Origin of the sequence: Pseudoalteromonas sp. MER144-MNA-CIBAN-0113, assembly GCF_040308965.1 — a bacterium.
Lineage (GTDB): Bacteria > Pseudomonadota > Gammaproteobacteria > Enterobacterales > Alteromonadaceae > Pseudoalteromonas > Pseudoalteromonas tetraodonis.
The window spans coordinates 99,104-121,972 of the sequence record NZ_JBEOOG010000001.1; the positions used below are offsets into that span (position 1 = coordinate 99,104).

Below are 22,869 nucleotides of genomic sequence, written 5' to 3' on the forward strand. Positions count from 1 at the left end.
GCAGCCTCATTAAAATAATAGATCGATTTCAATTCGTCGGTTTAATGACCGAGAAGCTGAATCTGAATTGCTGGCGATAGGCTCTGCAGCGCCCTTTCCTTCTGGCCATAAACGACCGCTTAAGTTGGTACTTTTAGCCATTAAATTAGCAACCTGTGTTGCTCTGGCTAAAGAAAGATGCCAATTAGAAGGATACTTATCTGTACTAATTGGTAAGTCATCTGTGTGGCCCGTTATAAGCACTCGCCCTTTAGTTCCCTCTAAGCTTAACGCTAACTTTTCTAAAATAGGCTGAAATGATGGAAGTAGTTGTGAATCCCCTTGTTTAAACAAATTTTCACTGTTTATCGTTATGCGGATCCCATCGGAATTTTTTGCAACAGCAACAATCCCCATTTTAATTTCTGTTTGCAGTAACTGTTCAAGTACACGCAGCTGCTGATCTTTTTTATCAACCGTTTGATTAACAGCTAACGGATGAATGCCCGCTAGTTTTTCATTAATCGCAAAAACATCGTTATTTAGCTTCATATTTATTGATAGATAAATCATCAATAATATCAGCCCCAGCACAGAAAATATGACCCACAGTGGCACTTGATTTCTTAGTTCAACACCTGCAGCAACTCTTTGTTGCCAATTTGGAGATAGTTTATTATTAATTGGGCCATCAAGCTGATTAAGTAAATGATAAAGCTGTGAACGATACTCTTCGACTTTTGTATCGCCGCCGGCATCTAATCGATATTTCCCTTTAAAGCCTAAGTTTAAACAATGGTATTGCAACTCCAAAAACTGTTTGTTTTTTTCAGGTTGCCCTAACCCGGCATCAAGTAGAGTATAAAAATATTCACCACCAAAGGTTTCTTTGTGAAAAGTCGACAGCAGACTTTCATCAGCCCACTCCATTGAGCTCCACTTTGAATTCAATACAGACTCATCAAGAATAGCGCATAGGCAATAGCGTGAATTATTAATCACTTCTTTTGATAGGTGCTGGTTACGGACTTCCACTTCAAAACGCTTTATAGCCTCAACACAGCGGTGTTTGAGCGCTGCTAGATTGCTCATTTCAAGCGATTGATTTATGGATATCACAAGAGAAAAGCAATCTGTTGCCGCTTCTAACAAGGGATTTTTAAAAATTGATACCTTATTATTGCTCATCGGCTTTGCAGAGGGTGGCTCAACCGACATAACGGTTTTATCAGCATCATTTTGCGTTGCACCACTGCTTGGGGTATTTCGCCCTAGTCGGCCAGGGCGTGGTTTTATAATGGTTTCGTCCATTGAAACTCTTCCTTTTAAAAAGTTAAGTTCTAATAGCCCAAAGGCTTAATTGGAGTTCTGGGTAACTTCCTGAGAGGTGGATAGCAATTCCTCCGCTGGAGCGCAGTTTTTCCCAATGTTCACCATGGCGATTTAATTCAAAATAATGAAAACCAGCATGGTAAGGGATCTGTCTTGGCGCTGTTGGCAAGTTACTAATTGTAATACCTGGGATCTGGTTGTTAACAAGATCACGAATGGTTTCAACGCTGCCAATTTTAATTTGCGAAGGTAGAATTTTTCTCAACTCTTCATGCGGAACGCTTGCTTTAATTGCTAAAACAAACTGCGCTGAATTTAAAATAGATTTATCTTTTAAGGCACCAAACGAAATACCAAACTTACTTTGTTCAAGCTTAATTTCAGTCGCGGTTTGCTCAATTACATGACTTAATGATTGGTATAAAAAGTTAACCACTTCACTAAACACTTGCCCTAAATTTGTGTGATCATAATTAGGTAATTTAGGCACTCTTTTATTAGCCGTGCTAAAGGTTGATAACTCACCTGCCAGTTCAATTAAGCGGCTATAAAACACGTTCGGATGTAAACTATTAACGCTGAGCAAATTATTAAATATCGCGTCATATTTATTTAGTGTTTGCAGCATTATAAAATCTGCAACAGACGTACTACCCGCATAACCTTGGCACAACCTAGCAGCAATGCTTTCAGCACGTTGCTTTATCATTGAGCCAATTTCTCTCACTAGCCCCGATAAAGGTTTACACTGCCCTACTTTTAAAGAGGGAGGAATGTACTTTGCATCTAACTTTATTTGCCCTTCGCTGCTCACATCCACTATTCGTGCTAAAGGCAACACGATATACCCTGAATGATCATCAGAAGACAGCATCAACTTACTGTATACTTTTGCAACTTGAATTATTTCTTGAGACTGCGCTCCCAATAAGTCATCACTCACTGCCAAATCGTTAAGCTTATAGCGAGTAACCATATTATCGTCAGTTGACGATATATTAACGCCACTATTTTTTAGCGCAGGAATAGCCAAATAAACAATTTCATCAAACACATCTTTATTAACCACTAAAGGCTCAGGTAAAGAGGTTGACTGAGGCATATCAATTGGCAATAGATCCGGGGTGATTGCAGTTAATGAATCAACAGCGAATTGACCACTGTTAAGTAATTCATTATCAATACTAATATCAATTATTCCCCATGGATCAGCAAGGTTTCCACTGCATACTTGCTTAATCACATTTGAAATATATTTATCTGATTGCTGAAAGTGCTGAGGTCTTAAAAACATCCCCTCAGTCCAAGCAACACGAGTGTTATCACCCATTTTAAAAATCCTTTTTTATTGCTCTCTCATGTATGTAGCAATCGCTTCTACATTTACATTGATGTCGTCATAACCGGTGGGGTCAACTTCAATAACCGCTCTCCACCTTGCTTGGTCTATATTTCTGTAAGCAACAACAACCCCAACATAACGAGTATTACGATTAAGGCTCATTTTATATTGCTGTACTGAATCAGGTTGAAGCTCTAACTCATCCTTTTTTAATAAATCAGGGCCTAATATCTTTTCTGGCGTATCGTATAAGCTAAAAAAATCCTGCGTGTCAAAAATTGTTCTTGAGCTCAACTCAAAAATTTTCATCACCACCGGAGAAGGACGTTCAGATGTATCAGGATTAACATTTTTAGATACATTGATGATCAGATCTGTAGAAGGAGGTACGATTTTATTCATCGTAGTACATCCCAGTACCAAAAATAGTAAACTAAAACTCATTAAATAGAGCTTAACTTTATGCATTATTTACTTTCCTTTCTAGAGCGTTTCTTTGATTCGATCGTTATATGCTTTTAAAAAATCATCAGACATAGCCATAGCGCCTTTCGCGTTAACTTCCTGAGAAATATCATCATATAAACTTTGATATAACTTCCAGCATTTAGACTCTATTTGGCCTGGAATAATTTTTAACACGTTAGAATTATCGTTTGCCTGTTGATTAATTTGCATGGGAGAAACTTGCGATAACATCCCTTTGAGCACGCCATCTGCACCAGCGAGCAGTGCTTGCTCGTGCTTGCGTGTATCTACAAAGCTTTCTTTAATAGATTCATTCGAAGACAGAAAGCTTGCACTATTTTTTATGAACAAGTTCTGAATAACATCATCAATATTGGCAGAAAACTTCAATGGGTTGTTCTGTTCGGTCTGAAACATTGTATGGTTCAGTCTTAATTTGTTCTTTACAATCGCACGTTGGCGTAAAGATTCCATAAGCTCTGTCAGTAATAAACTTAAGCCCTGCCCCATCTCAAACCACAGTTTTTCATTATCTAGAGCACTTTTAAGCTCATCCTTAATCCCCAATCCGTTTAAAAAGGCATCACAAAACACTTTATCATTTTGAGCAAAGCTTTTTACAGGCGCTGTTTGTTTTACAGCTTGCTGCTCAGCATTATAACGTTTAGTCGGCGCACTTTCTTTTATTGGAGCTGGAGTGTCAACTGGCGCTGAAGAATTCACTTCGTCATTACCAAGATCAAACTCATCGGTATTCATAAGGCGAGTTAGTTCATCCCAATCTTCTGGAATATGATTATCCGCTGTTGCTTGTTGTGAAATTACAGATACCGCAGGCATAGACTCATTCATAATTGAATCATTGAATAACGGCGCAGACTCTGCAGTTTGACTACTATGTGAAGCAAATGTACTTACTTGTTGAGAACTGTTTGAAGTAATAGGATTACTAATATCTGCGTGTGGCTCGTCAGCTAAACTAACATCAACCTGAAAATCACCAATAGTTAAAACATCACTATCTGACAAACGTTGTTTATTACCTTGGCCTAAAGGCGCCACTGCAAAATTAATAAACAAGCCATTGGTTGAATTATCGTATATATAAAAAGAATCGCCTTCTTTTTCAATTCTACCGTGCTTACTTGAGATAATTTTTTCAGGATCGGGAAGATGCCAATCACATCCCTCAGAACGGCCAAAAGTGAGTGAATCTTTTACCGTTTTGGTAGCTTCGATTTCAGGCGAAAGTCTGTGATAACTAGTGATGTTTAGTATCAGTTCCATTTGATAAGTCAGTCCCTATAGCATTATTGTGAACAGGATAAAGTAGAAGCGAAACTATTGTCAACATTGAAATTAACACAGAGAAATGTCGCATTGTAGATTTTGTCTCTAAAACAATACGGCCTATATACTCATCGACGGCGTTTGTTACTTTTCTTTTTAATGCTTTTTAACTAGGCCAAAAATAAACACTTTAGAGACATCTTCTGGCTTTAAACCGACTTTTTCAATTCACTATAAAGCGAGTTCACCGGCAACAATATGCTATTCAGGCATTGCTATAATTGTATATTTTTGTAAAATACATGCTTAAATCAGAGGGAAAATTGATAGGTAAGTAGAGATTATTTACCTTTGTAATTATTTAACTAAACACAATAAAAGGATTTTTTAATGAGCAATATTAATGATAACAACGATAAAACTCAGATTGCTTCTCTAGACTCCAGCACAAAAAAAACATCAAGCATCCATAAACAAAACCTCCTCGGCAAAAAGATATCTGATCGCTACCTAATTGAAGAGCTCATCGGGCAAGGTGGAATGTGTTACATATATCGTGCGCGAGATACCTTTTTAGAAAACAGCGGTCGCTCTGAAGCATCGGTCGCTATAAAAGTGCTCCAAGAAGAGTTTTCCAACTCTGAAGAAGCTATTTCATTATTGAAAGATGAAACAGCAAAAACACAACAACTTGCTCACCCTAGTATTGTAAAAGTGTACTCAGCAGACTCTGATGGCGATTTGTATTATGTCACTATGGAGCTCATTGAGGGAGAAACTCTAGAACAAATTATTAAGCGAAATAAACCCTCAGGTTTAGCGTTTAAAAAAGCGAAAATTATTTTAGAACAATTAACTGACGCCCTTATATATGCCCACTCACGTGGCGTAATACATAATGATCTTAAGCCTTCGAATATTATTTTTGACTCTAATGGTAACCTCAAAGTGCTTGATTTTGGTATTGCTAAACACAAAAGTTTGGACGACCAATATGCTGTTAAAAACGAAAGTGAGTTTGCAACCATTGGTGGTTATACTCCAACGTATGCTAGCCCTGAGCAGCTAAAAGGCGGCGAAGCATCCATTAAAGATGATGTATTTTCATTTGCCTGTATTGCTTATGAGCTTCTAAGCAGTAAGCACCCATTTAACCGCATTGCTGCAGATAAAGTTCCTAAAAATACTACTGTAAAAAAACCAAGTAATTGCCCTCTCCTTTTATGGAAAAATTTACATAAAGCATTATCTTTAAGCGCCAGCCAAAGACTCGATTCACTAGAACAAATTTCAAAAACGCTAAAAGTGAACTTAAAACCCGCTATTTTTGCCAGTGTGGCTAGTGTGGCAATTATTGCCTTAATAACTCAAAATTATTTTTCAAGCTCAGATAATACCAAGCAATTACAGGCACAACTTGATAACGCCAAGGCAATTAACCAACAAGTGGAAGCATGGATGTCTTGGCAAGGCCCTACTATTTTAAACAAACTAGAACAAATTCCGCCACAGTATGAGGTGCTTAAACAAGGATTACTCAGATCAAATCAGCAAAGTATATTAGATAGCTTTAATGATGAAGCAAGCCAGTTTAATAATATTGCGGGCCGTAAATTTAAAGATTTTGATAAAATAATAGCAGTCTATTCTAATGCACTGAACTACTATCCCGATTCAGAAAAGCTTTCGATGCAATTAGAAAGTGTATTGAGGGAGCGCCAATCAATTATTTTTGATATTACCGCGAGAATAGATTTATTACTCGAACAATCACGCTACAACGAAGACCAGCCCAATAGTATTGCTCATCTCGTTAAAGATCTAAAAGAAGTAGATAAAACTTACCGTTATCAACCAACGGATCTGCATCTTGATAACTTTACTGTTGCGTTAAACACAGCCATAGAAAGCGATGATGTCATCACACAAAAAGTACTTTTAAATGTGGGTAAAATTGTATTTTCAAATAACAAAAAAGCAGAAGAGCTTCTTGCTAATTTAATGAAGCGTGAGTCTGCAATTAATGCACTAACCGCATACCAACAAAAGATTAATTTAGGCGAACAAGCTGAGTTTCCTCGTGCCGATGCGGTCGTTTTTTATGGTCCAAAGTTTCAACGCTTTTCTGCACAATTAGAAACTATTGAAGATCATAAAGCTTTAATGGAATTTGAAGAGTTTATTAAATCCGAATCGACAGCACTACCCAACGATTTTTCTCTTTTAGTATCACTGAGAAAAGAATTATCGAGACGTTACATTAGTACAGCGAACGATTTAATGAAAAAAAGAATGTATAAAGCAGCTGAACGTTTGGTTGAAAAAAGTGAGGCTATCACGCAATCTTTAGATAATATGCTTTAAACAACTCTTATTTATTGCTCAAAAATAACACAGATATAATTGAATATAGATTAGTTAGCTATTAGACTAACCCAAAATATACACAATAAAGTCAAGGACGACGAGTGCATTTTCATCATCATACACTCCGCCAAGATTTTAAAATATTTAGACTTTTTATAATTAATGGAGTACCTATGAAAAATTTAAGCTTATTAGCTGCAGCCGTTATACTTACGGGTTGTTCGACAACTTCTAGTGTAAACAAAACAGAGGAAGTAGTTATTGAGCCAACGCCTCAAGTTAGCGAAGAGAATGCGCCAATATCACTGACTGTTATTACTAACCCTGCTGACTCTAGAGTACGTATTATGAATATAGTGCCTGTATATCAAGACGCTATAGAACTAGATGCAGGTAAATATGATATCGAAGTAAGTAAAGCAGGTTATGTGACTTATAGGAAATGGGTAACGGTTGACAAAAAAACCATCTTAACTATTAAGCTAGATGAAAAACAGTTAAGCCAGTCTGCGCGATAAGCAAATGATCAATTTAAAATGCCTTTATTACGCTCAATAAAGGCATTTTAAATACGGTAATAGGCAAACCACGCGTAACTAATTACACTAATATTAACCACAATACATACCCATAGCACTGCAATAAAGACTCGCTTTTGTGACTTATGTCGTAAACTTTGCTGCGCAATAAGTGCACCGGGCCATCCTCCAAATAAAGCCAATAGATGTAAGTGTCGTTCAGGTATACGACTGACTTTTTTATGGTTTGATTGTACCGCTTTTCGCTTATCCCATGCGTAATATACAAATGTAATACAGCTGATCGATGAAACATATATGGGTAAGTACATTTCAACTTCATTATTTAAGTAAGCTAACCAAAATAAGGCTATAAACAAGCTGGAAAATATAATTAAGCTACTTTTTATCAAAAAATAATCGCCTATAATGAAGATAATTAAAAGAAACACCAAGGTTAAATTATGACATATTTAAAGGCTTCGATGCTGCTGTTTTCACTATGTATATTCAGTATTCAAGCAAATAATAAAACGGATTTACTAGAGCCTGAGCTTGCGGTATTCACTCCTTACTTAGGTACTTGGCAAGCTGATTTTCATATGGATAAAAACGCGCTTCCAACCCAAGATGTGACCAAATGGGAGCGCACCTTAAATGGTAAAGCCATTCGCACTACGCATTCTATAAATGAAGGTGAGTATGGGGGCGAATCAATGATTTTCTATGATCGCAAAAAACAGTCATTAGTATTTTATTATTTTACTACGGCTGGCTTTTATACCAAAGGAGTCATGAAAGTGTTGAGCCCAACACAATTTGTTGCTTATGAAGACGTCACTGGCAGCCAAGAGGGAATCACTAAAGTTAAATCAACTAGTGAATTCAAGGATGAGCAATTTGTTGTTTCCACCAGTTATTTAAAAAAAGGTGAATGGACTAAGCCGCAAATTCGCACCTACCATCGCAGCAATAAAGAAGTAAAGTTTAAATAAGTTTTATTTATTGCCTTGTAATACCTAAAAACGTATTAGTTCTTTAAAAAACAGTGTTCTAGCCATTAATAATTACGATTTTGAACTAGAACACTGATCTTAAATTACTTTATAAATTTTTTAAACGCATTATCAACAGGCGTATCTGCAAGGTGGTTGGTGTAATTACTCATCACCTTTTGCGCAAGACCCAACACAATTTCAAGAAGCTGTTGTTTTGTATACCCTGCTGCAAAAAACTTTTCCTGCTGTGACTGACTTAACACACCACGTTCTCGTGTCATTTCAAGCGTTGTCTCACGAAGTGTCTCAAGTTTAGGATCAGCAAGCGGGGTTTTATTGACTAATGCATCCACAATATTCTCATCAACCTTCATGGCAGCGGCTATACCACTGTGTGCTGGCACACAATAATGGCACTCGTGCTCAACATTAATTGATTGCCAAACAACCGTTAACTCTTGTGCATTAAACGATGTTTTTTGAAATAACTCATGCAGTACTTGATAACCCTTTAGCAATGTTGGTGCCTCAGCCATCACAGCATGAAGATTAGGCAACATTCCAAAAGCGGCGACAGAGTCTGCTAATAAAGGTTTTGCCTCTGCTGATGCATTTTCTTGCGTGTATAAGGTAAATTCAGCCATAGTTTGCTCCTATTGCATAAATAGTATTAAGTCGTGTTGAGAAACATATCATTTGATTTTGAGCGGTCGCTCAAGTTAAAATTGAACAGTCGCTCAAATTAATAGAAACTATTATGGTCAATAAAATTAAATTTGAACGTGAACATGTTGTTCGCGTGGCAAGTCAGCTGTTCTGGGAGAAAGGCTTTCATGCTACTTCTACCCGCGATTTACAGGAAGCTATAAATATGCGACCAGGAAGTATTTACTCTGCATTTGGCTCTAAAGAGGGGTTATACAGCGAATCTTTAAAAGACTACACCGTACACATGAAAAGCCAAATTGAGGGCTTAATAGCAAACTCTGATTCGATTTTAGGTGGTTTGCGGGCATTTGTTGAAAATGTAATTATTAAAACCAAGGACTGCAGTCCAAGTGCTATTTGTATGTTAGTAAAAGCAAATACCGAATTTGCTGAAAAAGACACGGCTTTAAGTGAGTTAAGCGCAGGATTACTGACTAAATTTGAATCTTATTTAACCACATTGTTTACCCGCGCTATTGAAAATGGTGAGCTAAGCGGTGATTTAACTGCAACTGCATACGCACAATTTTTCCAAGTGCAATTTACAGGATTACGAGGTTACTTTAATCGCCCTGCAGTCGAGCATTTGGCGATGCCGATGATCAACCAAATGTTTGTACTAATCAAAAAACTGTAATCCTATTGGCTGCTTGTCTTTGCGCTTAAATAAACTCTTTTTATATTCCGTTTGATTATTCAGCGTATAAAAAAGAGGCTAATTTGTATTAAATTAGCCGCTTGTTTAACTCTAAATAAAAAATTTACGTTTTCAACTTATTCAGCTCAGCGTCTTGCTGTGCAACCAACTTATTGAGTTCTTGGCTGCTATCGCCTGCCTGAGCAGATAAATCAGAGAGCTGAGATGCCGCATCAGAAATAATAGTTAAATTACGATTTATTTCTTCAGTGACCAAACTTTGCTCTTCAGCTGCGGTTGCAATATGGGTGATTTGGTTAGTTATTTCATCCACTTTTACAACAACACTGTGCAGTGCATCAAAGGCAGTAGAAGTTTCATCAACTGCATTTTCAGCACGTACAACGCCTTTTTCGATGACAGTTGAGGCATTTCCTACTTCTGATAACAAGCTATCAATTAGGCTGCTAATATCATCGGTGGATGAGCGAGTTTTAGACGCTAAAGCCCTAACTTCATCCGCAACAACAGCAAAACCTCGGCCATGTTCACCTGCACGTGCAGCCTCAATGGCGGCATTCAATGCCAGTAAATTTGTTTGCTCAGAAATAGTTCGAATCACATCTAAAATTTGCGTAATATCATTACTACGTGAGGCCACTTTTTCGACTGCTTGGTTGGCTTCTTTGATTTCCTCAGACATTGTTTTAACTTGGGTCATCGCAGAAGATAAACTCGACTCGCTGCTAACCACTAAGGTATTGATTTCATCAGCTTGTTGCGCAGATTGCTCAGAAGCTTTTGCCACTTCAAGTGCTGTCGCGCTCATTTCGTTCATTGCCGTCACAACACTTTCAATTTCTTTAAACTGTGCCTGAACATTATGCTTGGTTTCTACGGCAATATTTGAGGTAACTTCGCCTTGATGCTTGGTTTGATCCGAGACCGCTTTTAGCTCACTAATAAGTTCACGCAGTTTTGATAAAAACTTATTAAATCCTCCGGCCAAAGCTATAAGCTCAGCATGCGTATCAACATGTAGTGTTTGTGTTAAATCACCTTCAGAGCTGGCTAGGTTATCTACACGTTCTTGTATTTGTTTAAGTGGCGCCACAACACTGCCTACAACAAGTTTCATTACTATAAATGCCAATACCGCAATCACAGTTCCCGTGATCAAAATAATCACACCCAGCTCTTTTGCAGCCTCAGACATCCCAGCAGTTAATTGAATAGGTCCTTCAAAGGCAAGTTCAGCGGGTACTTCAATTAGCAGCATCCATTTCACACCAGCAAGCTTAATTTCAATCGGGTAAGACACCATTATTTCAGCGCCTTGTTTGTTTGTTCCTTTGGTGCCTTTTAGAGCTTTATAACTCTCATAACTTTTAGCGCTAACCGCTTCTTTTAAAGGGCGACCTAGTTTTTCTTTGTAGTGGCTCGTACCGACAATTAAACCTAAATGACTAAGTAACGTTACTTTTGCTTTACCATCGTAAAGCGCTTTTGAAAGCTCTTCTGTCAATTTTTGAAATACAGGTAGTGTAATATCCGCGCCTGTTACCCCTACAAACTGGCCTGATTTAATAATAGGCACCACTAAAGAGGTCATCATTTCAGAATAACCCGGTGTTATTTCATAGAGGTAGGGTTCCATGATACAGGGTTTTAATTTGTCTTTTGCACATAAGTACCATTCGGCTTCACGTAAACCGAATTCATTAACTTTATCAACATATTTTTCTGAGGCATCTTCTACTACTTGTTGTTCAACAACGCCGTTCGAATTTCTCGTTAGATAAACCCTAGTGTGCCAGCTCCAGCAACTGAGTGATCGTACCCTTGGGTAAAATCACTATCTTTGCCATCAAAGCCATTTTTTTCAAACTGTGAGTAAATACTAGAAATAACATCATTGCTTTCTAGTATTGAGCGATTTAGTAGAACGACAGATTCTCTGTTTATGGATGTTTTATCGGCGTCTTCTAAAATACTGCCAAGAGAGTATGGGATCCGATAAGCTTCATTGATAAATGCCGCAATTTTCTCACCGTATGCGGCTGAATTTGCGGTTAAGCGACCATCTACTTCACTGACAATTAATGTTTCTGCCTCTGAAGAGGTTTGTGCATTACTTGATGATAATTTAGACCACAATATTCCTGAAAATAGTACAACCGTTAAAAGTATACTTCCAACACTTATCCACAATAACTTTTTTGCTAACGCTATTTCCCGCATTAAAATTACCTTACATATGTTTTTTTTAGTTTAGACCAATTAAAAGAACATACTATAAAATATTTCAGAAATACCGTTTAGTGACTTATTTTAGTATTTAGTGTTCGGCTAACTTTGTTTAGTTAACCGTTGAGTGATTAAACAAACGAGCAAAAGTAAGCTAGCGCTTACCCACAAACAGGCCTGCAGCCCATATACTTTATACATAAAACCAGAAAGTACTGTCCCGACCAGTCTTCCTGCAGCGTTAGCCATGTAATAAAAACCTACATCCAAAGAAACACCATCACTTTTAGCAAGGCTGACAATCAAATAACTGTGTAATGATGAGTTAATAGCAAATGCAGCACCAAAAATAAATAACCCAACAATTAGCGTAGTGTTTACAGCTATATTCAACTGCATCAAACAAGCTAATAACAAGGTGACACACGCCAATACTCCCCCCCAGTAAAACGCTTTCTTTATCGCATCATTACTGACAAGTGACTTGCCTGTAATTTTTGGTGCTTGAGATTGCACTACCCCATAAGCAATCACCCATAGTGCCATAAAACCACTAACCCACCAGTGTGGCCAATTAAATTGCGAGGCTAAATAAACAGGCAGTGCAACAACAAACCATACATCACGAGCAGCAAATAAACAAAACCGAGCGGCACTAAGTAAATTAATTGCCCTAGACTTAGAAAATAACGCTTTAAATTTTGGTTTATTTTTAGCTTTGCCTATATCACCCTCTAAATACACTAAGCTAATGATCCAAGCGATAGTTAAAAGCATAATTAAAGCAACTAACGCTCCAACAAATCCTAGTAAAGTAAGTAATAGCCCCCCTAAAAAGAAGCCAACTCCTTTTAATGCATTTTTAGAGCCCGTTAATATAGCAATCCATTTGTATAATTGGCTTTGCTGATTATCACCTTCGGGAACTAAATATTTAATCGCACTTTTAGCGCTCATTTTATTGAGATCTTTGGCAACCCCACTTAAGGCTTGCGCTAACATTACATAACTTACCGATAACCAATCGCTTGGTGCACACAACATAGCTAAAGCCACAACTTGCAACCCTAATCCTATGTTCATGGTTTTATTTAAACCTAAATGCGCACCTAACCAACCGCCAATTAAGTTAGTAATAACCCCAAATAACTCATAAAACACAAACAGCATGGCAATCGCGAGCGCGCCATACCCTAACTGATGAAAATACAGCACCACCAGCATGCGAAGTGCGCCATCTGTTAGTGTAAAAGCCCAGTAATTACCCGTAATAATGCCATACTGTTTTAAAGCCGATGGTAAATTGGCGATTTGCGAAAACATCTTCAATACCCTGAACTAGTTTACTAAATCACTTTGTCCTACTTTGAGCATCAGCTCAGCAGTCCGGTTGGCATAACCCCATTCATTGTCATACCAAGCATAGAGTTTAAGTTGAGTATGGTTTATAACCATTGTCGAAAGCGCATCTATAATTGTGCTACGAGGGTCTGTTTTGTAATCAATAGATACCAATGGCTTTTCTTCATAGCCTAAAATGCCTTTTAGCTCGTTGTTAGCAGCTTGTTTAAACCATCCATTCACTTCTTGTTCGGTTACACCACGCTCTAGTTCAAACACGCAATCAGTAATTGATGCATTGGTTAGGGGGACTCGAACTGCATGGCCGTTTAATTTTCCTTTTAGCTCAGGGAATATCTGCGTAATAGCCGTTGCACTGCCTGTAGTGGTAGGAATTAAACTTGTTCCGCATGAACGCGCGCGACGTAAATCTTTATGAGGTGCATCTATAATGGTTTGGGTGTTGGTAATGTCATGAATCGTTGTTATGGATCCATGCTTAATCCCTACTTTTTCTTGCAATACTTTTACTACAGGCGCTAAACAATTTGTTGTGCATGAAGCCGCGGTAACAATTTTATGTAACTGCGGATTATAAAGATGATCGTTCACCCCTATTACCACATTTAAAACACTTTCTTCTTTAACTGGGGCAGTAACAACCACACGCTTTACACCTTGCGCTAAATAAGCGTTAAGTAATTCTGTTGTTTTCATTTTACCGCTGGCTTCAATCACCACATCACATTGTGACCAGTCAGTCTCTGCAATCGATTTATTATTTGTTACTTTAACCGTATGCTTTGCTACAGAAAAACTATTATCATCGGCTTGCACCTCATATTTTAGGCGCCCGTGAACCGAGTCAAATTCTAATAAATGGGCATGTGTTTTCGCATCAGCAGCCACATCATTAACATGTACAAATTCAACCTCAGGCCAATCAATTGCCGCTCGTAAGGTTAAACGTCCGATTCGTCCAAAACCATTTATGCCTACTTTAATCGTCATTATAAAATTCCTTTAGTTAGTCACAGCATTTTAAAATTCGCTCAGGACGCTTGCCCATCACATTTAAACGCTGCAATTGATGCTCATAAAATGTAGGGGTGGCATGTAATGTTTTTGTAATTACATCTTTCGCCCAATCAGGTAGTGATTTATTTAAGCTATAGAACACCCATTGATTTTGCTTACGATCAGCAAGCAAACCGCATTGACGTAATACAGCTAAATGCCGTGAAATTTTAGGCTGGCTTACATCAAGTGCCGCCACTAATTCACATACACATAACTCATCTTCATGCGCAATAAGCAGTATTGTCTTTAAGCGGGTGTCGTCAGCGATACATTTAAAAAAATGCAGAGGATTTAGTTGATTCATACAGTGTAGTCTTGTTTTGCATACAACAACAATATATGAAAATAAAGACATATGGAATAGTGAATATATGAAATTTCATATATTCAGGTAAAGTTATCTATTTTCCGCGTCAACTCAAGTTTGGCTTTTAGAGGTGTGCCCAATAAAAAACACGCAATGATCACTCATGGCGTGTTTTTATAAACAATATAAAGGGGTTAATTAAATAACCGACAGCTCTACTTCAATATTGCCGCGAGTTGCATTTGAATATGGACATACTTGATGTGCTTTCTCTACCAAGGCTTGTGCCGCTGCTTTGTCCATATCACCTAGTGATACAGCCAATTTTACAGCAATACCAAAACCGGCATCAATCGCACCAATAGACACTTCAGAGTTAATGTAAGTATCACTTGGTAACGCAATTTTTTCGCTACCCGCTACAAACTTAAGTGCACCAATAAAACAGGCAGCATAACCTGCTGCAAATAATTGCTCTGGATTAGTGCCTTGTCCATCGTCACCACCTAACCCTTTAGGTGTTGATAAGTTAACATTTAAACGACCATCATCCGATTTAGCAACGCCTTCACGTCCGCCTGTTGCCGTTGCTTTTGCTGTATAAGCTACATTTTGTAATACATTCATAGTGAACTCCTAAGATTAAAATTTTTAAGTTAATTACTTTGCATGCAAAATAATAGATCAACTAAATTCCGATTGCAAATACTTTGCATGCAAACTAAAATACTCTGTATTGAAATGAAGGATAAAGCGATGTCGTTTGAACAGTTAAAATTAAAAAATCAGTTATGCCATCGTTTATATATGGCGTCCAACAGCATAGCCCGTGCCTATCGAGAACCTCTAGCTGAGCTTAACCTTACCTATCCTCAGTATGTTGTTATGATGGCGCTGTGGGAACAAGATGAAGTAACCATCGCTGAGCTAATAGATAAAACCGCAATTGATGGTGGCGCGCTTACTCAAATATTAAAAAAAATAACCGACAAGTCATTACTTAACGTTATAAAAGACGAACACGATAAGCGTAAGCGTTTGGTGCAACTGACTCACACGGGCCAGTCTTTAAAACTTAAAGCTGCCGACATCCCAAAAAGGATTTTTTGCAAATTTGACAGTATCGACACAACCCAAGCACAACAATTAATGCAGTTACTCGACTTAGTGGTCAATGATCTGACTGACTAAAAACCCAGCTTTACCCAGCTATAACTTAACAAACAAGGCGTTAATTAATGACTCATTTAAAAAAACGAATTATTGCTATTACTTACAGCATCACATTACTAGTAAGTAATGGAGCACTTGCCAATAATAGTGAATTAACCACTGTTGCGACATTTGATGCACAACACCCGCCTGGCAACATAGCCATTACGCCATCTGGCCGTAAGTTTTTATCCATACATGGTTTTTATGGGCAAAATCAAAAAATCATGGAGCTATTAAGTGATGGCACCACTAAACCTTACCCTAATGAGCAATGGGCTTACGCATACAACAAGGGTAAAGGCTTTTACGGGGTACTCGGTGTTAATGTATCAAGTGACGGCATACTGTGGATGCTTGATACCTCGGGGCCTGATCATGCGGGGCGATTAGTTGGTTGGGATACCAACCAAGAGCAACTGCATAAAATTATTTACCTAGCCAAACCAACAATTACCGATACCTCGTTTTTAAACGATTTAGTTATCGATAATAAACACGGCGTTATTTACATTGCCGATACAGCACAAGGCACTCAGGCTGCAATTATTATAGTAAACCTAAAAACCGGTGAAGCGCGAAGAGTATTACAAGATAGCCAATATACCACCGCCGAAAATATTGATATGGTTATTAATGACCGAACAATACGTCTGGGCGGACAACCTGCGCGTTTAGGTGTTAACCCAATTACGCTTGATCCTAACGAAGACTGGCTTTACTTTGGGTCAATGTCGGGGACTTCGGTTTATCGTATTGCCACCAGCGCAATTAACAACGAGCAGCTTTCAGCAAAAGCGCTAGAAGCTAAAGTAATGCGCTACGGCACTAAACCCATTTCCGACGGCATTACGGTGGATGGGGGCGGTAACGTCTATGTGACCGATATAACCAATGGTGCTATTGGTGTCGTAAAGCCAAGCGGCGACTATGAAGTGTTATTTAAAGATGATCGCCTAAGCTGGCCAGATGGCTTTAGTTATGGTGCAGATCATAAAATATATTTTACAGTAAACGATTTGCACAACTCGCCGGTGTTAAGCAATGATAAAACTCAAAACCCTAATAAGTTTAAAGTGATGTCGTTTACGCCCCTTGTAAAAGGTAAAGTAGGTCGTTAATAACCAACGTAATTACCTTAGCCCTGTCATGTAATGCAGGGCTTTATAACATCACACCAAAAAAGTGCATATTTTATAATTACTCCCCCAATTTGGTGCCTCAACCAAACTAGGTATTAAAGAAATAATAGTAAATATCTGATTTATATTCATAAAATATTCAATAAACAATTGGCATACTTCTTCCTTATATTTAATTGTCATTAGTTACACCAAGGAAAAAAATTATGTCTAATTTATACAACACTCTTTATTTTTTATGGCGCTTAGATATCACAGTGTGGCAAGTTAATGAGCCAACAAATACGCATACCACCAGTGAAAAAGAGCGTATCTACTCGCGTTAAAAACTATTTTTGAACAGACTTTGCAAGCTAAGTCATAGCGTTGTATTGTAAAAGACTATTTAATTGGTTAGTGGAACGTGTATGCATGCTTTAGAAGTTAATTTTGACGGCTTAGTCGGCCCTACTCACAACTACGCAGGTTTGTCGTATGGCAATGTTGCCTCGTTAAATAACGCGGCGAGCTTTTCAAATCCGCAAGAAGCAGTATTGCAGGGCTTGGCTAAAATGAAAGCCATGCACGATAAAGGCTTAACCCAAGGGGTATTTGCGCCTCATGCTCGCCCAGATTTAAATGTATTGCGGCGTTTAGGGTTTACTGGCAACGATGCACAAGTCATTAATAAAGCCTTTAAAGCCGATCCTATTTTATTGCGCGCTTGTTACTCTGCCTCAGCCATGTGGACCGCTAATGCAGCCACCGTATCGCCTTCACCTGATACTAACGACGGCAAAGTACACTTCACTGCGGCTAATCTAAATAATAAATTTCATCGCTCTTTAGAGCCAAACACCACTACACGTTTGCTCAAAGCGATGTTTAATAACGAACAATACTTTGCACACCATTCACATTTGCCTGAGCAAGGTTTTTTTGGTGATGAAGGCGCAGCAAACCATACTCGCCTGTGCGACAGCCATGGTGAAACCGGGCTAGAATTATTTGTATTTGGTGCAAGTGCCTTTAACAGTCAGCTTGTTAAACCCGTTAAGTTCCCTGCAAGGCAAACCTTGGAAGCGTCTGAAGCCATTTGTCGATTGCACAATATAAAAGATACCAGCCAAATACTATTACAACAAAACCCTGATGTGATTGACCAAGGGGTGTTCCATAATGATGTAATTGCGGTGGGTAACGCTAATGTTTTATTATGCCATCAGCAGGCATTTTTAAATCAAACGCAAGCATTAGACGATATCCGCGAAGCCTATGTAGGTAACAAACAGCTTTATATTATTGAAGTGCCAACCAGCAAAGTGAGTATTCAAGATGCCGTTAGTAGCTATTTATTTAATAGCCAACTGGTTAGCCTTAGTGACGATAAAATGTTGCTCGTTGCCCCACAAGAATGCCAGCGTAATACTGCTGTAAAAGCGTATATTGAAGAAATGATTATTGACGATAACCCCATAAATCAAGTGCAGTTTTTTGATTTACGCCAAAGCATGCAAAATGGCGGCGGACCTGCTTGTTTGCGTTTACGCGTGGCGCTTAATAGCCAAGAATTAGCAGCGGTAAATCCTGAGGTTGTTTTAAATGAGCAAAAGTACACCCAATTATGTGATTGGGCTACGCGCCATTACCGCGATAAACTCGGTGCCAACGACTTTGCAGACCCTGCTTTACTTACCGAAAGCTACCAAGCCCTTGATGAGTTAACACAATTACTGAGCTTGGGGTCAGTTTATCCCTTCCAATTAGAAGCCTAAGCTTTATTTTTATAGGGGGGAAGATACACAGTATTTAAATCTTCTTCCTGTAATTAATAACTTTAATTCAATTTAGGTTAAGTTTTTCTATCTATACTTAGTGATACTTTAAAGTATTTGGAAACCTAACATGAACTTAAAATCAACATTACTTAGTAGCGCCGTCTTATTAGCATTAACGGGTTGTGGTTCATCAAACGATGACTCTCCTATCACGCCTACCGATCCGCAAAAATCAACGTTTAGTTTAGGGGTTTCAGATGCACCAGTCACTGGTCTAAAAGCGGTTAATGTGGTTTTTGACTCTATTACCTTGCGTTCGAAGATTTTAGCTTCGAAACCCGTGAAGCCAGCGATTCAACCAAAGCTGAAATGGTTAACTTATTGGATTACACTGGCGATGATATTTTTTCCTTACTAGAGGGCGAAGACGTACCTGCAGGTGAATACGCGTGGATACGTGCTGATGTAATTAATGGTGATATAAACAACCTAACCGAAACTTCGCATGTTGTTTATGAAGATGACAGCATTGCACCGTTAATCGTAAAACGAAAAGGCAATGACGGGATCGGTGAAATTCAACTTGATGGTTTTACTCTGAATCAAACGGACAACACTTTTGTACTTGAATTTGATCTTAAAAAATCGTTAGTTGCGCCACAAAGCGGTAACGAAATAGTATTAAAACCACGTGGAGTTCGTCTTGAAAACCTTGCTGAGTCACAAGATATTGAAGGTACAGTAAGCGAATCACTTTATGCAAATTGTGAAACCGATAACATTGAGGTTGCCGCTGAAGATGGTTCATTTGGCCATGCTGTTTACTTGTATAACAGTGATGTAGGGCAACCACTTGATAATTACGAAGTCACTGAGGGTGAAACCCCTGTAGACGCACCATTGGCTACTGCAAATGTTGTACTAAACAATGAAACTAGCCAATATGAATTTGAATTAGCATTTATTACGCCTGGCGATTATCAGCTAGGTTATACCTGTAACGCACATATTGATGATGCTGAACTTCAGGATGAAGCATTTACTCTTTATCAGGTTCAGCCAGTAACGGTTGTAACCGGTGAAGATACTGAAGTGACATTTGACATTGCCCAATAAGCAATCAACTATTATAAATTTTAGCCCGCACTTGCGGGCTTTTTGTTTGGAGGAACTATGACACATAAAGTAATTTTAATTACCGGTGCCTCTAGTGGTATTGGCGAGGCGACCGCTAAAACATTAGTTAAAAATGGTCACAAAGTAATATTAACTGCGCGCAGTGAAGATAAACTCAATAAACTAGTTAACGAATTAGGCCATGAAAATGCATTTAGCGTTTCAGCCGATGCCACTCAGTTTAGCGAGCTTGAGAGTGTAGTAAGTAAAGGCATTGAAAAATTTGGCCGATTAGACGTTGCATTCGCTAACGCGGGCATGGGCGTGTCATCACCTGGTACAGAGAATGGCGATCCTAAAGAGTGGTCAGCCATGGTTGACCTTAATATTAAAGCACTACTGTGGACCGCCAAACTCACTTTGCCTCATTTACGTGAAAACCAAGGGCATTTTATTTTAACCAGCTCTGCAGCAGGACGAAGACCCATTGATGGCTCTATTTATGGTGCCACTAAATGGTTTGCTCATGGCTTTGGTCAAAACCTTGCAGAAGAAATGAAACCTTGGCATGGCCGATGTACAACCATAGCCCCAGGCATGGTGAATACACCATTTTTTGATGAAGCAAAACCCGATAAGCTCGACCCTCAAGACGTGGCCGATGCAGTTTTGTTTGCCATTGAAGCTAATCAGCGTAATAGCGTACGCGAAATCTATTTAATGCCCACCAACTAATAATAAAATATAAAGGCCAATGTTTATTGGCCTTTACTATAAAAGTGCTTACCTGTGCTTTATTCAAATCACTATCTATTCAATCAATAAAAAATCACACATTGAAACCTCCCTTACCATGCTAAATCACAACTTTATGTCTATTATATAAAAAAGTAATTCAATAACTGGAACCCATTTAATGGCTCCCAATAAAACTAATAATATGCCAGCTCATCAATATGTTACTAATGATCCGTTGCATCAACTATTTGATGCAGTCGATTCTATATCGGTGCAAGGTTATGATGAGCAACGGCGTGTAATTTATTGGAATAAAGGCAGCGAATTACTTTATGGGTATACACACCAAGAAGCCATTGGCAAAAAACTCGAAGATTTAATTATACCCGCGCCAATGCGAGAGCCCGTTATTAAAGCGCATAGTAATTGGATTAAGTATGATATTGAAATTCCCGCATCAGAACTCATACTCAGCCATAAAAATGGCAATGATGTAGCCGTATTTTCAAGCCATGTTATGTTTACCAATCAGTACAATACCAAGCAAATGTACTGTATTGATATTGATCTGTCTGAGGTTCACAAAGCACAAGCAGAAGCCGTATTTAATGCCACCATGCTCAAAACTTTATTTGAGGCAATTCCTGATTTATTTTTTGTACTAGAGCAAAATGGCACTATTACTGACTACCATGCAAATAATGAAAACGATTTATATATTTCACCTAACCAGTTTATTGGTAAAAAAATGGTGGATGTATTACCTGAAAAAGTAGCGCAAAAGTTTCAGGTTCATATAGAAAAAACGATAGCACAAGACAGTATGGTCAGTTTTGAATACGAATTAAGCATGCCTGAAGGCGTAATTTATTACGAAGCGAGGTTACGCTTACTGCCCAAAAAAAACCAAATCATGGTGATTATTCGTGATATTAGCGAACCACACCGCTCCGCTGAACTAATTCGCCATCAGGCCCACTTTGATAGTTTAACCGATTTACCTAATCGTTTTTTATCTCTAGACCGCTTATCACAAATATTACTGGAAGTACAAAAGAGCCACGAAAAAGCCGCGGTGTTCTTTTTAGATCTTGATGACTTTAAAAAAGTGAATGACTCTTTAGGCCATGAAGTGGGCGATAAACTGTTAATTGCGGCAGCAGCAAGATTACAGCAAACACTTAAAAAAAGTGACACAATAGGCCGATTGGGCGGCGATGAGTTTATTGTTTTAATATCCAATTTAAATGATGAAAACGATGCTTTAGCGATTGCTGAGCGGTTACTTCAAGCATTTAGGAAACCCTTTAAACTTGTAGGTAGAGACTTAATACTGACATTAAGTATTGGGATTGCTATTTCCCCTAAGGATGGCACCTGCGCCTCGGTGTTGTTACGAAATGCCGACACCGCTATGTACCAAGCAAAAACCATGGGGCGAAACACGTCCTCTTTTTTCACCCCACAAATGAACGTCGCCATGCGCCGCCGCTTTGAAATAGAAGAGCAAATGCATGGTGCACTGGAGCGTAATGAATTTGAGCTTTATTACCAACCACAAATAGATGTAAAAACAAACACCATCGTTGGCGCTGAAGCCTTGCTTCGTTGGCATAATATAGTGTTAGGGGAAATCACCCCAGATGAGTTTATCCCAATTGCAGAGCAAACCGGCTTAATTACGCCTATTGGTGTATTTGTTCTTCAACAAGCCTTACGCTTTTTGAATGAATGGCAATCAATTAACAAGCAAAACTATACCATGGCGATTAATTTATCACCGCGCCAATTCAGAGATCCTGAACTGGTAAATATAATTAAACACACTCTGCATAAAAATAGTATTAATAATGAATGTTTAGAGCTAGAAATTACCGAAGGGGTACTGATGAATAGCCAAGCGTCAATTCATGATGCCTTATTGCAAATTGATGAGCTGGGCATAAAACTGTCAATGGACGACTTTGGCACAGGGTATTCATCATTAAGTTACTTACGAGAATACCCCTTTGATGTGCTAAAAATTGACCGTAGCTTTATTGCTGGCATAACAGATAACAAGGCAGACTGTAATTTAGTGAAAGCGGCCATAGCTATGTCGCACAGCCTAGAAATAAAAGTAGTGGCTGAGGGGGTAGAAACTAAAGAGCAGCTAGATTTACTCAACGAGCTAAACTGCGATATTGCTCAAGGATTTTATTTAAGTAAGCCCTTGCCGGCCGCCAAGCTGCTCAATTTTTCATTGAGTTACTTAAAAGCACTTTAGTTAAAAAGTGCTTTTACAGCTGCG

19 protein-coding genes and 2 pseudogenes are annotated in these 22,869 nt (G+C 38.5%); 10 read left to right on the top strand and 11 right to left on the bottom strand.

Annotated elements, in window-relative coordinates; translation table 11 throughout:
- Positions 1-9: 9 nt before the first annotated feature.
- The 4 genes from tssL to tagH are packed head-to-tail and all read right to left on the bottom strand — an operon-like array spanning position 10 to position 4,408.
- Complete coding sequence (tssL, locus tag AAEY57_RS00410) at positions 10-1,290, bottom strand: type VI secretion system protein TssL, long form (RefSeq protein ID WP_028834239.1); 1,281 nt, start codon at positions 1,288-1,290, stop codon at positions 10-12.
- A gap of 22 nt (positions 1,291-1,312) precedes the next feature.
- Positions 1,313-2,641, bottom strand: a complete 1,329-nt coding sequence (gene tssK / locus AAEY57_RS00415; RefSeq protein ID WP_013462960.1) for a type VI secretion system baseplate subunit TssK — start codon at positions 2,639-2,641, stop codon at positions 1,313-1,315.
- A 15-nt stretch (positions 2,642-2,656) separates the two neighbouring features.
- On the bottom strand, positions 2,657-3,121 hold the full coding sequence (gene tssJ / locus AAEY57_RS00420; RefSeq protein ID WP_013462959.1) for a type VI secretion system lipoprotein TssJ: 465 nt from the start codon (positions 3,119-3,121) through the stop codon (positions 2,657-2,659).
- Between the two features lie 15 nt (positions 3,122-3,136).
- The gene (gene tagH / locus AAEY57_RS00425; RefSeq protein ID WP_350605629.1) at positions 3,137-4,408 is read right to left on the bottom strand and encodes a type VI secretion system-associated FHA domain protein TagH; all 1,272 of its coding nucleotides are present in this window, start codon (positions 4,406-4,408) and stop codon (positions 3,137-3,139) included.
- A gap of 393 nt (positions 4,409-4,801) precedes the next feature.
- On the opposite strand from tagH, the gene AAEY57_RS00430 reads away from it, so the two are divergent.
- Complete coding sequence (locus tag AAEY57_RS00430) at positions 4,802-6,775, top strand: serine/threonine-protein kinase (protein ID WP_028834241.1); 1,974 nt, start codon at positions 4,802-4,804, stop codon at positions 6,773-6,775.
- Positions 6,776-6,951: 176 nt separating this feature from the next.
- Positions 6,952-7,296, top strand: a complete 345-nt coding sequence (locus AAEY57_RS00435) for a PEGA domain-containing protein (RefSeq protein ID WP_350605631.1) — start codon at positions 6,952-6,954, stop codon at positions 7,294-7,296.
- Between the two features lie 47 nt (positions 7,297-7,343).
- On the opposite strand, the gene AAEY57_RS00440 is transcribed toward AAEY57_RS00435, so the two are convergent.
- Positions 7,344-7,709 (bottom strand): DUF1294 domain-containing protein, encoded by a 366-nt coding sequence (locus tag AAEY57_RS00440; RefSeq protein ID WP_036955235.1) that lies wholly within the window; start codon positions 7,707-7,709, stop codon positions 7,344-7,346.
- A gap of 51 nt (positions 7,710-7,760) precedes the next feature.
- Between AAEY57_RS00440 and AAEY57_RS00445 the strand changes: the two genes are divergently transcribed.
- Positions 7,761-8,291 (top strand): hypothetical protein, encoded by a 531-nt coding sequence (locus tag AAEY57_RS00445; RefSeq protein ID WP_350605634.1) that lies wholly within the window; start codon positions 7,761-7,763, stop codon positions 8,289-8,291.
- 104 nt (positions 8,292-8,395) lie between these two features.
- Here the strand turns inward: AAEY57_RS00445 and AAEY57_RS00450 are convergent, their stop codons facing one another.
- Positions 8,396-8,938 carry a carboxymuconolactone decarboxylase family protein gene (locus tag AAEY57_RS00450; protein ID WP_058155781.1) on the bottom strand — a complete coding sequence of 181 codons (543 nt, stop codon included), beginning with the start codon at positions 8,936-8,938 and terminating at the stop codon, positions 8,396-8,398.
- Positions 8,939-9,051: 113 nt separating this feature from the next.
- Between AAEY57_RS00450 and AAEY57_RS00455 the strand changes: the two genes are divergently transcribed.
- Entirely contained in the window at positions 9,052-9,639 is a 588-nt protein-coding gene (locus AAEY57_RS00455) for a TetR/AcrR family transcriptional regulator (protein WP_350605637.1), read from the top strand.
- 124 nt (positions 9,640-9,763) lie between these two features.
- Here AAEY57_RS00455 and AAEY57_RS00460 read toward each other — a convergent pair.
- The 5 genes and pseudogenes from AAEY57_RS00460 to AAEY57_RS00480 form a co-directional block, all read right to left on the bottom strand.
- Positions 9,764-11,880, bottom strand: a pseudogene (locus AAEY57_RS00460) (methyl-accepting chemotaxis protein).
- A gap of 108 nt (positions 11,881-11,988) precedes the next feature.
- Positions 11,989-13,209: an organoarsenical effux MFS transporter ArsJ gene (arsJ, locus tag AAEY57_RS00465; RefSeq protein WP_058155776.1), complete on the bottom strand. Its 1,221-nt coding sequence runs from the start codon at positions 13,207-13,209 to the stop codon at positions 11,989-11,991.
- 15 nt (positions 13,210-13,224) lie between these two features.
- Positions 13,225-14,238: an ArsJ-associated glyceraldehyde-3-phosphate dehydrogenase gene (locus AAEY57_RS00470; protein ID WP_013462949.1), complete on the bottom strand. Its 1,014-nt coding sequence runs from the start codon at positions 14,236-14,238 to the stop codon at positions 13,225-13,227.
- A 16-nt stretch (positions 14,239-14,254) separates the two neighbouring features.
- Complete coding sequence (locus tag AAEY57_RS00475) at positions 14,255-14,611, bottom strand: metalloregulator ArsR/SmtB family transcription factor (protein ID WP_013462948.1); 357 nt, start codon at positions 14,609-14,611, stop codon at positions 14,255-14,257.
- A 201-nt stretch (positions 14,612-14,812) separates the two neighbouring features.
- Complete coding sequence (locus AAEY57_RS00480) at positions 14,813-15,241, bottom strand: organic hydroperoxide resistance protein (protein ID WP_013462947.1); 429 nt, start codon at positions 15,239-15,241, stop codon at positions 14,813-14,815.
- A gap of 129 nt (positions 15,242-15,370) precedes the next feature.
- Between AAEY57_RS00480 and AAEY57_RS00485 the strand changes: the two genes are divergently transcribed.
- The 6 genes and pseudogenes from AAEY57_RS00485 (at position 15,371) to AAEY57_RS00510 (ending at position 22,845) form a co-directional block, all read left to right on the top strand.
- Positions 15,371-15,805, top strand: coding sequence for a MarR family winged helix-turn-helix transcriptional regulator (locus AAEY57_RS00485; protein WP_350605640.1), 435 nt, complete (start codon positions 15,371-15,373; stop codon positions 15,803-15,805).
- A gap of 47 nt (positions 15,806-15,852) precedes the next feature.
- Positions 15,853-16,947, top strand: coding sequence for an L-dopachrome tautomerase-related protein (locus AAEY57_RS00490; protein WP_350605641.1), 1,095 nt, complete (start codon positions 15,853-15,855; stop codon positions 16,945-16,947).
- A 428-nt stretch (positions 16,948-17,375) separates the two neighbouring features.
- On the top strand, positions 17,376-18,722 hold the full coding sequence (gene astB, locus AAEY57_RS00495) for an N-succinylarginine dihydrolase (RefSeq protein ID WP_350605644.1): 1,347 nt from the start codon (positions 17,376-17,378) through the stop codon (positions 18,720-18,722).
- A 130-nt stretch (positions 18,723-18,852) separates the two neighbouring features.
- A pseudogene (locus tag AAEY57_RS00500) lies at positions 18,853-19,841 on the top strand (DUF4382 domain-containing protein).
- A 57-nt stretch (positions 19,842-19,898) separates the two neighbouring features.
- Positions 19,899-20,576: an SDR family oxidoreductase gene (locus tag AAEY57_RS00505; RefSeq protein WP_350605646.1), complete on the top strand. Its 678-nt coding sequence runs from the start codon at positions 19,899-19,901 to the stop codon at positions 20,574-20,576.
- A gap of 181 nt (positions 20,577-20,757) precedes the next feature.
- Positions 20,758-22,845 (top strand): EAL domain-containing protein, encoded by a 2,088-nt coding sequence (locus AAEY57_RS00510; protein WP_350605649.1) that lies wholly within the window; start codon positions 20,758-20,760, stop codon positions 22,843-22,845.
- Positions 22,846-22,869 lie beyond the last annotated feature (24 nt).